This is a genomic window from Pantoea sp. GM_Pan_3, assembly GCF_026541045.1.
Classification (GTDB): domain Bacteria; phylum Pseudomonadota; class Gammaproteobacteria; order Enterobacterales; family Enterobacteriaceae; genus Pantoea; species Pantoea anthophila.
Genome location: NZ_JALNVA010000003.1, coordinates 308,854 through 320,864, shown reverse-complemented (window position 1 = coordinate 320,864; position 12,011 = coordinate 308,854). Strand labels below are relative to the sequence as shown.

15 protein-coding genes and 1 pseudogene are annotated in these 12,011 nt (G+C 47.0%); 12 read left to right on the top strand and 4 right to left on the bottom strand.

What is annotated here, in order from left to right:
* Positions 1-292: 292 nt before the first annotated feature.
* A pseudogene (locus OXR04_RS21550) lies at positions 293-852 on the bottom strand (sigma 54-interacting transcriptional regulator); the annotation flags it as partial.
* A gap of 102 nt (positions 853-954) precedes the next feature.
* Here OXR04_RS21550 and OXR04_RS12000 point away from each other — a divergent pair.
* Positions 955-1,242, top strand: coding sequence for a hypothetical protein (locus tag OXR04_RS12000; protein ID WP_267369907.1), 288 nt, complete (start codon positions 955-957; stop codon positions 1,240-1,242).
* Positions 1,243-1,771: 529 nt separating this feature from the next.
* On the opposite strand, the gene OXR04_RS11995 is transcribed toward OXR04_RS12000, so the two are convergent.
* The 3 genes from OXR04_RS11995 to OXR04_RS11985 all read right to left on the bottom strand — a co-directional run bounded on the left by OXR04_RS11995 (position 1,772) and on the right by OXR04_RS11985 (position 4,859).
* Complete coding sequence (locus OXR04_RS11995; RefSeq protein ID WP_267369908.1) at positions 1,772-3,118, bottom strand: hypothetical protein; 1,347 nt, start codon at positions 3,116-3,118, stop codon at positions 1,772-1,774.
* Positions 3,119-3,213: 95 nt separating this feature from the next.
* A complete protein-coding gene (locus tag OXR04_RS11990) occupies positions 3,214-4,233 on the bottom strand; it encodes a tyrosine-type recombinase/integrase (protein ID WP_267369909.1) in 1,020 nt (339 codons plus the stop codon).
* Positions 4,233-4,859 carry a phage repressor protein CI gene (locus OXR04_RS11985; protein ID WP_267369910.1) on the bottom strand — a complete coding sequence of 209 codons (627 nt, stop codon included), beginning with the start codon at positions 4,857-4,859 and terminating at the stop codon, positions 4,233-4,235. Before OXR04_RS11985 ends, OXR04_RS11990 begins: the two co-directional genes overlap by 1 nt.
* Before the next feature lie 91 nt (positions 4,860-4,950).
* Between OXR04_RS11985 and OXR04_RS11980 the strand changes: the two genes are divergently transcribed.
* From OXR04_RS11980 to OXR04_RS11930, 11 genes are all read left to right on the top strand, one after another.
* Entirely contained in the window at positions 4,951-5,214 is a 264-nt protein-coding gene (locus OXR04_RS11980) for a hypothetical protein (RefSeq protein ID WP_267369911.1), read from the top strand.
* Between the two features lie 30 nt (positions 5,215-5,244).
* The gene (locus OXR04_RS11975) at positions 5,245-5,754 is read left to right on the top strand and encodes a phage regulatory CII family protein (protein WP_267369912.1); all 510 of its coding nucleotides are present in this window, start codon (positions 5,245-5,247) and stop codon (positions 5,752-5,754) included.
* 9 nt (positions 5,755-5,763) lie between these two features.
* On the top strand, positions 5,764-5,967 hold the full coding sequence (locus tag OXR04_RS11970; protein WP_267369913.1) for a phage filamentation protein Fil family protein: 204 nt from the start codon (positions 5,764-5,766) through the stop codon (positions 5,965-5,967).
* Positions 5,904-6,245 carry a DUF5347 family protein gene (locus OXR04_RS11965; protein ID WP_267369914.1) on the top strand — a complete coding sequence of 114 codons (342 nt, stop codon included), beginning with the start codon at positions 5,904-5,906 and terminating at the stop codon, positions 6,243-6,245. The genes OXR04_RS11970 and OXR04_RS11965 overlap by 64 nt, the downstream gene beginning before the upstream one ends.
* 69 nt (positions 6,246-6,314) lie before the next feature.
* Entirely contained in the window at positions 6,315-6,542 is a 228-nt protein-coding gene (locus OXR04_RS11960) for a DUF2732 family protein (RefSeq protein WP_267369915.1), read from the top strand.
* A complete protein-coding gene (locus OXR04_RS11955) occupies positions 6,542-6,769 on the top strand; it encodes a TraR/DksA C4-type zinc finger protein (RefSeq protein WP_267369916.1) in 228 nt (75 codons plus the stop codon). The genes OXR04_RS11960 and OXR04_RS11955 overlap by 1 nt, the downstream gene beginning before the upstream one ends.
* On the top strand, positions 6,766-7,629 hold the full coding sequence (locus OXR04_RS11950; RefSeq protein WP_267369917.1) for a DNA adenine methylase: 864 nt from the start codon (positions 6,766-6,768) through the stop codon (positions 7,627-7,629). Before OXR04_RS11955 ends, OXR04_RS11950 begins: the two co-directional genes overlap by 4 nt.
* The gene (locus OXR04_RS11945; RefSeq protein WP_267369918.1) at positions 7,626-9,875 is read left to right on the top strand and encodes a replication endonuclease; all 2,250 of its coding nucleotides are present in this window, start codon (positions 7,626-7,628) and stop codon (positions 9,873-9,875) included. The genes OXR04_RS11950 and OXR04_RS11945 overlap by 4 nt, the downstream gene beginning before the upstream one ends.
* 199 nt (positions 9,876-10,074) lie before the next feature.
* Positions 10,075-10,266, top strand: a complete 192-nt coding sequence (locus OXR04_RS11940) for a hypothetical protein (protein WP_267369920.1) — start codon at positions 10,075-10,077, stop codon at positions 10,264-10,266.
* 357 nt (positions 10,267-10,623) lie between these two features.
* Positions 10,624-10,842 carry a multidrug ABC transporter ATPase gene (locus OXR04_RS11935; RefSeq protein ID WP_267369921.1) on the top strand — a complete coding sequence of 73 codons (219 nt, stop codon included), beginning with the start codon at positions 10,624-10,626 and terminating at the stop codon, positions 10,840-10,842.
* Entirely contained in the window at positions 10,839-11,651 is an 813-nt protein-coding gene (locus tag OXR04_RS11930; RefSeq protein WP_267369922.1) for a hypothetical protein, read from the top strand. Before OXR04_RS11935 ends, OXR04_RS11930 begins: the two co-directional genes overlap by 4 nt.
* Positions 11,652-12,011 lie beyond the last annotated feature (360 nt).

The following is a 12,011-nucleotide window of genomic DNA, read 5'->3' as shown; positions in this document are numbered from 1 at the left end:
CATAACCGCTATCACCGCGGATAAACCGGAGTATTAAGAATAATAAGTAGGCCACGGGTCTCTTTTTTAAACAGGGCGCCGTCAGGTTATAGAACCAGCGGTCTTGTCGGTCCCCTATGAATATCACCGGAAAAAAGGGAGCATGGCATCTGTTAACAGAAGAACTTCACGGAATCAGTCAGATTTAATCCGATGTTCTGTGAATTCATCGGTGTAATAGAAAAAGCAGCGCGTCATGCATGATGACTTATTACAGATGTGCTGAAATTCGCTGGCAGGCCAGCCCCCAGGGCGTGCGGAACGTTCTGTCTGCCACCATCTGCCGAAGATCGCGATTGGTGGCGGCGATCAATCTTACATCCACCGGGATCAGCCTGTTTCCCCCGACACGCTCGAACTCCTGCTCCAGTAAAATATACAGCAGCTTCTCTTTCAGGCTCTTAATCTGCTGACAGGCGAGCGCATTATCTACCGCAATCGCAATACGCTCAGCAATCTGCTGTAACACCCGCAGATTAGCTGCAGTAAAACTGTTGAACTGGCACTGAACCAGTTTCAGCACCCCCAGCGTTTTAAGGTAAAACCCAGTGGCAGGATAGTGAGGGTTTTGCTCTGATCGCGCCAGGACTCGTGAAAAAGGGAACGCTCATAATCTTCTGGCTCCTCGTTTGGGCCAACATGTATCAGCAGCATCTCTCCACTTGTCATTACCTGCTGATCTGCAGAGCCGGCCAGCAGCATGCGCGACTGTTCACGCTGAGCCACCTGAGGCTGAAGATAATGAGTCACATAAACACTGGCCTGCTTACTCTCTTTATCCGCCTCACAGAGCACAATGCCTATCGCGTTGATCATCATCTATTGTTGGGGCTATTTTACAATTTCGACAGTAGACTCAGATTTAGTTAAGAAAATTATAATCTGGTTGAGTAGTGGTATTTATCTACGCCATCAATGAGTGGTTCTTGGCCATCACCAACTGAAAGTGACAATGAAGGTTCAATTTCAGCAAATGAATGGTTAGAAAACGATGATCAAATAACAATGGATTTGAATGTTTATAATGGTAAATTCGATGGAGTAATTTCAACTCCAGCTATCAGGAATTTCATTCGAGCAACACCACAAATTACTGATTACTTCTTATTGAAAGGATACAAACAACCTTTAGAAATTCGGGCGTTGGATATGTCTATGCAATTATTATGGGTAAAAAATATTTATTTGCAGTTGTTGACGTAAAGTTAGAGGGGGAAAGCCTGGTATTAACTGACAAAACAGAAGGAGGAAGTGAATTACTTCCTGAAGATATCACCCTTCTGAAAAGGCCGGATGAGGCCACACTCCTCGGATAGAGTTAAGCAAAAAAATGTAACAGTTCAGCAAGGCTCGATAACGAGCAGGGGAATGATGAGGTTACAGGATGCGGATTCGAAGAGCTGTGTTTCAGTTTCACTAAGTTTGGCGTTCTTACATGCAATTGTGAAGTTAAATAAAAAATGTGGGGGGACAAAAAGGGGGGCATTAATTTGCAGAAACAAAAAAGCCACCCTGAAAGGTGGCTCTAATTTGCTGATTTAACAGCTAAAATTTGGTGGCCCCTGCTGGGTTTGAACCAGCGACCAAGCGATTATGAGTTCCTGTGAGGCCAACCTATTATCAATGATTTGCGAAGTGAATCAATGACATAGTCTGACAGTGTTTGCCACTGATGACACATTGTTTATCATCTCTATCGCCATCTCATCGCCACTCTTTATGACTTAAAACTTTAAGAGGGTAGGAGAGAAGCAATATCTATAGAGTCATCCTCAACAATTTCTTTTAAAATTTTATCGTATTTTTCTTTTTCTAAAAGCGAGCCTTTTAATGCCTTCTCCCTTATTTTTGGTATTGAGCTGAAGTTGTTATTAACTATTTTTTCAGGATGTGTTGCACCATAGACTTTAGCCTTGTAAATTCCAGCAAGGATGCTGAAGCATTGCTTTTCGCTAAAAAGGTTAACGAATTCATCATCCATGCTTACTATAAATTTCGCAAAGTCGTTAGCCGTTTTAAAATCGTAAGCTTTTGCCAAGTTAAAGAATGTATCAAATAGAACATCAATCATCCAGCTTGTATTTTTTATTATTTCGTAAAGATCTGTATTGTACTTATATTTTTTTATTATGGCTTCCGTGGCATCAAATAGTTTAGTTTTAGCAACTTCATGTTCAATCTTAGATATTGACTTTAAGTTTTGCAAAGGGTTTTTTGGTTTGTTAGTAGGTGTTGTAATATCAACTTGGTCATTGTTGTTTTTGATTACCTGATTCATTCTTATGTAAGTTGGATCATTCAGTCCTTCAAGTAATTTATGGTTGCATGAAATTAGTAAAATGATGCAGTATTCTCGTTCTTTATTATGTATTTGTTTCTCTATTAATATCCTCCGTAAGTAGGATAGTATTTCCTCTTTTGCGCCATCATTGCCCATCCCTAAAATGAATCTAAGAGCATTGCTCTGTATTAAGTCATTTTTATCATCAAGGCTTTGTATTAGTTTGTTTAATAAATAAGGTATCCCCTCAGTAGTTAGTCTTGAAAGTTCATGACGGGCAATGACTGCGTAGTCTGAAATTTTTAATGTCGGAAATAAATTGCCGCCGCCCAAACTTTCTAAAATCTCATCTGAAACTTGATGGGCTGATAAGATAGGTTTCGATAAAAAACGAGTAATGCATTCAGAAAATATATATCTTGCCTCTTCGGCTGAAGGAGAGTGTCCTGAGGGATGAGCAGCTTTATTTCTTAACTTGCCTAATATTTCAATAAATGATGCATCTAGTTTAGATATAATATTCTCTTTTGAAAGTTTATCAATCATATCCTTTTCAAAAACTGCTTGGTTTTCTTTTAATGGGCTTATTTCTTGGAATATTTTTTTTGCTGTACTATTAACAAGTGAAAGCCTGTCTAACTTTGTGTATATATTTTCATGAATTGTAATGAATGACATTATTATACAGGCTCGATGTGCGTCTGTCATATAACAGCGTAAAGCCTCTCGCATATAAATCTGCATATTAACATCTTCAATTGTACCAATTAACTCTTCCATGTCTCTAAGGTGTGCCATTTGGTTCTCCGTTGTATAAGGTTTTAGTCAAATACTGCAGGTCTTTAAGGTTGATATTACGACTGTGTTTATCTAATGAAGTCGCTGAAAAAGGCCTAATTCCTTTCTTTCATTGTGACTGTTTGTGTAAGCGGATTGAGCCTAACAGCATCTTCTAGATGGTCGGGTGAAAAATGCGCATATCGCATAGTCATTTTAATATCACTATGACCGAGTACTCGCTGTAAAACTAATATGTTACCACCATTCATCATAAAGTGACTTGCAAAAGTGTGGCGTAAAACATGAGTAAGTTGTCCAGCGGGCAATTCAATGCAAGTTCTTTCCAGTGCTGTTCTGAAAGCGCCATAACAATCACTAAATAGCCTGCCTGTTTTGTTTTTAGGTAGAGAATCATATATATCTGTGCTGATGGGGACAGTACGATTTTTCCTGCCCTTTGTATTTATAAATGTGAGTTTGTATTTAGCGAGCTGACTTTTTCTCAGGCTTTCAGCTTCAGACCACCGAGCGCCAGTGGCGAGACAAATTTTCACCACGATTTCTAAATCTGGATGATCGTGCCGTCTGCACTCTCCGAGCAATTGTGCAATCTGGTCTTGAGTTAGCCAAGCCATTTCCATTTCCTCTGTGCGGAAAGGGCGCATAGTTTTTAGAGGATTTTCGTCTTTCCATTCTCCGAGGCGGCTTAACTCATTGAACACTGCGCGAAAGTAGGCTAACTCAAGATTAAGCGTGCGGGGTGATACTTCTATAACCCTGTTTGATCGAGCATACTCACCTTTCAACCGCTTTTCCCTATAGCGGGAAAACATCTGCGCATTAAAGTCGCGTGCGAGTGGTTCACCCATGCACTCAAAAGCATGGTACATAGCTAACCGGCGTTTTAAGCCATCTTTTAGGGTAATCCCATGAGCGCCGTACCATGAATCAACCAATTCCTTTACGGTACGCCTGTCTTCCTTTTCTTCCTGCCATGGAGTTTTAACCGCGTATAGCTCAAACGCCAGTGCCTCACCTTTGGTGGCGAATTTCTTTCGGATGCGTTTGCCTCCAGCGCCGTTTGGATAAATCTCGCAAAGCCAACCTCCTGTTGGCAGTTTACGCACGGCCATTATTTAACCTCGCGATAAACGCCAGTGACCCTACCCAGTACACGTATATCCTCGGCTAAGCACTCAAACGGAATTTTTCCGCCAGTGACGTGAAGCCGCTTACCAGGTAAAACCGCGATTTCACGAATGCTGATTGTTCCATCAACGTCGATTAGCTTTTTACCCTCTGAAACTGTGCTGCTCTCTTCAATGATGTAAATAGAAGAGTCAGCTTCTACGCAAAAGACGTTCCCCATAGGGCTGCTCAAAACATTCGCATCAATAACAAAGCTACCCACAGAGCAAAGCTTGCTTTCACTAATTGTGAATTTTTCAAGGTTTATGGATTCTCTTTTGTTTAACTCATCTTTTTGGTTTTGAATCCGCTGCTGACCTTCACCGGTCATCAACCACTTTAAGTCTGCGCCCGTTTCGAGAGCGCACAAGACAGCGAAGTCATACGAGACATTACCGCGTGTGTAGCGGTTTTGGAGGGAGCTTGCTGCGATATTGAAATGATTCGCTAGCTGGATTTTCTGATGAAAGCCATAAACCTCACAAATTCTATTTAGTAACTCTTCGTTATTAAAGTTGGTATTTATCATTAAAATTAGCATCCGATCGTTGCGCGATACTAAAATTAGCATTAATATCGCTGCTTATGGTGGTGATTGGTGGCAAAAGTTGGCAAGACTTAGGCAATCACTGGCTGAAATCTCAAAAAAGGAATCATGCTATATGGCTTCTGAAATCGCAATCATCAAAGTATCTTCACCTGTAGTAACTGCTGAGCAATTCGCAGCTTTAGAGGGTGTTTCTGTACGCACCGTATATCGGTGGACAACTGGCGATAATCCGCAGTTGCCAATCGAACCGCGCACCATTCGTAAAGGATGCAAAAAAGCCGGAGGGCCGATCCGTATCTACTACGCACGCTGGAAAGAAGAGCAGTTGCGTAAGGCGTTCGGGCATTCCCGTTTCCAGCTCATTATTGGCGGCTAATTCACATTAAGTGAATAGGGAGATTCGCACATGTTTGATTTCAAGACTTCCACCCATAACCACTATGACGACGCCTGCCGCAAGTTTGCGCTGACACACAGCATGGTTGAGCTGGCGCAGCGAGCAGGCATGAAAGCACAGACTCTGCGCAACAAGCTGAACCCGGATCAGGTGCATCAGTTGACGGTTTCAGAATTGCTGTTGCTTACCGATCTGACCGAAGACGCCACGCTGATAGACGGCGCGTTGGCACAACTGCATTGCCTGCCATGCGTACCGGTTAATGAGCTGGCAAAAGACAAGTTTCAGTCTTATGTGCTGAAAGCGACTGCTGAAGTCGGAAGCATGGCCGCCAGTGCCGCAAACCCGGAGCGGATAACTGCAACATGCCGTCGCAGTATTCTGGAGGCCGCAAACACTGGTATTCGCTGCATGATGCTGGCCGCGCTGACCGTGCAGGCCCGCGTTCACTCTAACCCGACCTTAGCCTCAACCGTTGACGCTATCAGCGGGCTGGGTGCTTCGATTGGTATCAGCTGAGGGCGCACGATGATTTCATTTGCAGCGCACCTCAGGCGCCAGAGTCCGTCAATGTCCTACGGGAATGGCTGGATCATGGGTGAGAACGGCAGGCGCTGGCATCCGGTATTAAGCCAGCAGGTACAGGCAAAAGAGATAAGAGGTAAATCATGGCTATCGAGGGCGATTCTATGCTGGTCGAGCTTACTGCAGGTCAGCGGGTTTCGGCGCTGAATCACGTTGCGTTAATTCGCGCGCAACTGATGGGTGGTAACTGTGAAAAGGATATGGCCCGTTTTTTCTGTGAAATGCGCGATGTGACTGACAGTAATTACCGGGATAACAAGCGCGCACTGAGCGCAATTCTTTTCCTGGCTAACATCGGTAAAGACAGGCACGACGCTGAATTTAGTGAACTGACTACTGATGAAAGAAAGGCGCTTATTTGTGCAATGAATCATTTAAAAGCAGTCGTGAGTTTATTTCCAAAGCGAATGACCCTTTCTAACTAAATAACCCGATGTAAATAAATGGCGTAAACCCGCCGGGCATTCTTTTGCCTGAATTACGGAGAAAGCGAAATGCGAAATATTAAGACACTGAAATTTGATGCAGAAACTGAAGCGCTGGCAGCGGTTATCACTAAAGCGCGTATTGAGGAGCGCAAAGAGCGGGCGCAGGCAGTTTCCGGGCGTCTGGCCGAAATTGCCCTGCACGTTCATCAGCAGGGGCTTTCCGGCATTGAAGCTGCTGATCTGATCCGCCGCGAGGCTGAGCGTTATCAGAACGAATCACAGGAGCTGCACTGATGGCCGACTCAATGGACATGGCGCAGGCTCGCGCCGACGAGCTGCTGGCACGCAATATCGCCAGCGTGGTTAACCGCCCGGTCAGCGTAGCGGCTTCCTTCTGTGAAGACTGCGACGCGCCAATACCGGAGCAGCGCCGCCGCGCCGTGCGTGGCGTAATACGCTGTGTCAGCTGTCAGGGCGTGGCCGAAATGCGTGCGAAACTTTCTAAAGGCGGTGGCGTATGAGCACGATCCTGAAGTGGGCGGGCAACAAGTCCCGCGTAATGCCGGAACTGAAGGCGCACCTGCCAGAAGGTGATCGCCTGGTCGAACCTTTCGCCGGTTCCTGCGCAGTAATGATGAACACGGATTATCCGGCCTATCTGGTTGCGGATATTAACCCTGATCTCATCAACCTCTATCGCCAGATAAAAGAGCATACCCGCCCATTTATCATTGTGGCGGCCAGCCTGTTTAATCAGAACAAAACCGGTGAAAGCTATTACGAGGTGCGGGAAGCATTTAATCATGATCCCTCGCTGCCTCTTCTGGAGCGCGCCGCTTATTTCCTGTACCTGAACCGCAATGGCTATCGCGGCCTTTGCCGCTACAACAAGCGCGGTGAATTTAATATCCCGTTCGGTAACTACGCAGAACCCTATTTCCCGCTGACCGAGATAGAGGCATTCGCAGAAAAAGCGCAGCGAGCAACGTTCATCTGCGCCGACTTCCGCGAAACGCTGCGCCTGACTAAAGCTGGCGATGTGGTGTACTGCGATCCACCTTATGACGGGACGTTTTCAGACTATCACTCGGCTGGTTTCAATAAGGATGAGCATCATGATCTGGCAAGCCTGCTGCTCGACGTTTCGGAGCGTTGCCCGGTTGTCGTTTCAAACAGCGACACGCTCTACACCCGCAGCATTCTTCGCGATTTCACTATTGCCAGCATCACCGTAGCCCGCTCGGTTGGCGTTGCTGCAGGTAAGAGCAAACGCGCCCCGGAAATCATCGCCGTTCGCCATCCTGCAGCTGCGCCCGTCTGGTCTGGATTTGATCCGGCAGCAGGCGCTGACTGGTCTGCAGAAGTGCAGGCGTCTCAATGATTCAGGAATACGCTTACCCGTGGAATGCTCCACGGGAAGCCATCGCCAGTCCATATCCTACCTATGAGGAAGAGCGCAGCCGCAGTCAGATGATTGCGGCTTTAGTGCGTGCACAGGAATTACTCGCAAAGCAGCCGACCCTGATACAGCTCGACGTAAAACGCCGTGTCAGTGATCTGGAAAAGACACAGGGAGCAGCCCGCGCCAATGCGTACTTAACGAAGACATTTGTTGAGCGCACATTGCCACGCGTTGAAGCCGTTAACGCTCAGTATCGCCTCAGTGAAATGAGTCACGGCACGTTTAACCTGCTGGCCGGTAACGTCACGAAAGAGGCTGGCGCGGCCAGTGCAGGCGGTCAGTTGTGGGAGCTGATGCGCCGCTTTAATCGTCTGCCGGATATGGCGCGCGCCGATGTCGATCTGCTGGCCGGGGATATTGCTAATTTCATCCTCGCCGAGCTGGTACAGGCGCACGCGCAGGCCTGCGACGAGTCCGATTACAGATACACGCACCGCGTTTACATGACAGCCGCCATCATCACCCGCGAGCTGAACCAGACGCCGCCGCTGTGGGAAAAGGTCACGTCACGTCTGTTTGACCCGGAGGAAGTCACCCCGGCAATCCTGCGTATGCAGACCGAAAAATGGTGGAAGGGAAGACTTCGCCGCGTGGCCGCATCATGGCGTGAACATCTTCAGATTGCCCTGGCTAACGTCAGCAAAAAGCATACCCCCTACGCCAGCAGCATGACCGTTTCAGAGTGGCGCGAGCAGAAGCGCCGCACGCGTGAATTTCTGAAGGGAATGGAACTGGAAGACGAGGAGGGCAATCGCATCAGCCTGATCGAGAAGTACGACGGCAGCGTAGCCAACCCGGCGATCCGCCGCTGCGAGCTGATGACCCGCATTCGCGGCTTTGAAAACATCTGCAACGAAATGGGCTTTATCGGCGAGTTTTATACGCTGACCGCTCCGGCCCGCTATCACGCCACAATCAAAACCGGGCATCGTAACCGCAAATGGAACGGGGCCAGTCCGGCAGACACGCAGCGTTATCTCTGCAGCGTCTGGCAGAAAATCCGCGCCAAGCTGCACCGGGAAGAAATCCGCATCTTCGGGATCCGTGTCGCCGAGCCTCATCACGATGCAACCCCGCACTGGCACATGCTGATGTTCATGCGTCCGGAGCAGGCTGAGCGCGTGCGCGAAATTATGCGCGACTATGCCTGGCAGGAGGACGGCGGCGAGCTGACAAGCGACAAGGCCAGCAAGGCCCGCTTTCATGCAGAAGCTATCGATCCGGAGAAGGGCAGCGCGACGGGCTACGTCGCTAAGTACATTTCAAAAAATATCGACGGTTATGCGCTGGACGGCGAAACGGACGACGAAAGTGGCAAAGACCTGAAGGAAACCGCCTCGGCCGTTTCTGCATGGGCGGCGCGCTGGCATATCCGTCAATTTCAGTTTGTGGGCGGCGCGCCGGTCACGGTTTACCGTGAGCTGCGCAAGATGGCTGATAGTGAAACCGCGCATGGCCTGAGCGTTGAGTTTGCGGCCGCACATGATGCAGCCGATGCGGGAGACTGGGCAGGTTACGTTAACGCGCAGGGTGGTCCGTTCGTGCGCCGCGACGAGCTGGCCGTGCGCACCTGGTATCAGCCCAGCGAAGACGTGAATGAGTACGGCGAGGAAACCGTGCGCATTAAGGGCGTTTACGCGACAGATGTTGGTGACGATACGCCGATCTTAACCCGCCTGACACAGTGGAAGATTGTCCCGAAATGTGCCGTTGATTTGGCTTTTGAATTTAAGGACGCGCCCGCGTCCTCTCGGAGTTCTGTCAATAACTGTACGGGAGGTTTGAGATCTGAGGATTCAAATCCACCGGAAAGTTTCGAAAAAATCGACCTGGACGGCATGAGCAGGAAGGAGCGGCGTCAGCTTTTAAGCCGGATCAGGGCGGAAAAGCCAGAAAGGAAGCATATAAAGCTGAGGCGGCCGGATAAAATCGAAGCTGCGTGCGACAACGTAATAGCCCAGGTGCGGGATTTAAGCGGTGAAACTATTAGTCGCGGCCTGGCTGTGCGACTGATTGGCGGCACGCAGACCGAAATCGGTGGCTATTTGTTCCGCAGCCTGCCTAATGGTGAACTGGCCCGGCCAATACTGGAGCCGAAAAGGACTTTCGTATTAGAACGATTTAACCGTTTAGCAGAAAAGCACCGTACAAAAAGCGAAAAATGATAGCCTCCAGCTTGAAATTCCTAAGTAGCTGACAATCAGATCATTAAGTTTTCCGACAGGCTGATTTTGAGATGAGGCACGGATAAAAATCTTCTTTATCAGCCAGATAAAAAGTTAATTCGGCTGGGACATTTTTCTTCCTCAACCTGTAAATGCTGTGATACTGTATAAATAGACAGTGTTTTATTGGGGAGGGCACATGGATAACGGTTTAAAAGAGCGAGTGATGCTTGAGCGGGTAGAATTGATTGCGCGGCTTACTTCTGAGGGGATCTGCAGGGACCAGGACAGGGTGATCGCCCTAAATCTCATCGCAGAAATAGCGCGTAACACCTCAATGGCCAATCAGCAGTTTTCGGTCGTCTTTTCAGCTGTGCCGCTTGATAAGTAAAACGGAGGCTTAGTAGTGACTCGACTTGATGGTTTTTTTAATTTTAAATCAAAGGCCTATTTGTTTTTTGGTCGCCCAGATTTACGTTGAGGATGTAGCCATAAACAAAATGAATGATGTTTAACATCCGGGGTCTATCAACTGCATTTGATAAGCAAGCTACTTCTCAAAAACGAAGTTTTAATGACCTATCTTAGGTCTTAAAAAGACATTTTGCTTCTTGTCAAAAACAGTTCTTTGAGCTTAATTTAAGTAAAAAATGCAACCACAGAGCCGATAACGTGTCATAACGGTATCGGTTGTAGGCGCAGGTAGAGGTGAGTATAATCTTGCGCCATCTTGATGGAGGAGGAAATCATGTCGCTGTCATTGGCTTTCAAACAAAGCTTGTCAGGTCGAAACCCCCAAGAGCGCCTTTCTAAGGTGCTGAAAAAGAATAAGAATCGCTTCAATATCAGCAAGGATGGCTTTATCAACATGGATTTAGATAATCAGGAAGTCAAAGAAGAGATTGAGAAACAGATTACAAAACTTGAAGGTTTTCAAACGATTACTGGAAAATGTGTAACTAGATGAACACGATCCTACTGGTAGTAATTTTGATCAGTGGATACGTATATGTAAACAGGTCTTTGTCTGACCGCTATCAATTTAAGCGTTCTACTGGGTGGGACGCTTATTTTTTTGTGGCAGCATGGGGGACGTTGTTCGTTACGTTATCTTGGGGATTATGTTCACTGCTCAGTATCACAGGTTTCCTGCGCTGGTCAGTCAATTCTTTGCTGAACCTTTCCGGCCTCAGTGGGAATGCGATTGAACGCGTCTTTCCTTTGAGTAATGAAGAAGCAAGTCGCTTTCGAGACTTAAAGTTTGCTTTATGCGGGATAATCTCGTTATCAATGGCTTATGTCGTCGGTAGTCTTAAAAAACTGTGGTACAAAGAATCCAACAGAAGAATCGACGCTTTAGTAAAAGCTGTTGGGGACAACGCACTTGAGAATATGTTGATGGAGGCCTCTGCAACACAGCAAGCTATCATCACAACTCTGCAATCACGAAAATTCTATGTTGGTTTTGTATATTGCCCGGCTTTTGAACATGGAACCTTTGATTATTTAGAGATGCTTCCGCTCTTAAGCGGATATCGCGATAAAGATGACCTAACTATTAATGTTACGACTAATTATCATGAGCACTATGAAAATTCAGGTATTTTAAAAGGCGCTTCAGAGCTTGAGCTTTCAGACTTTAGAGTAGTAGTCCCTAAAGCTGAAATTGAAAGCGTTTCATTCTTTGACTTAGACACATACACAGCCTTCAAAGAAACCGAAGCGAAGCAGAAAAAGGCTAAAAGCTTCTTGGGAAGAATCAAAGGTAGCTCATAGCGAGGCGCTATGCATGCATAAGGTGCATGCATTTGCATGTTTAAAACATGGCTAAAAACATACGACGGGGCCAGTGCTGGCCCCGTTTTTTTTGTTCATGCAATTGCATTAAAATCGCTGCATAAAGCGGGCAGGCGTGGCGGGGATAGCATTGCGCGCGAGGGGTGCAAACATGTATGCGGAGGATGCGCCAGCCGCATGGAGGCGGTCGTAAGCCATGGCAGCGAGTGCGAGAGTGCGAAATGGAAAACCCCCTCAAAATGCACCTTAATGCGCCTGGCGAGCCAATTAGGATGTGGGCTTTTTGATTGCGGCGATGTATAGTTTTTTGGTTGAAAAATGGTCGTGCCAGTGCTTCTA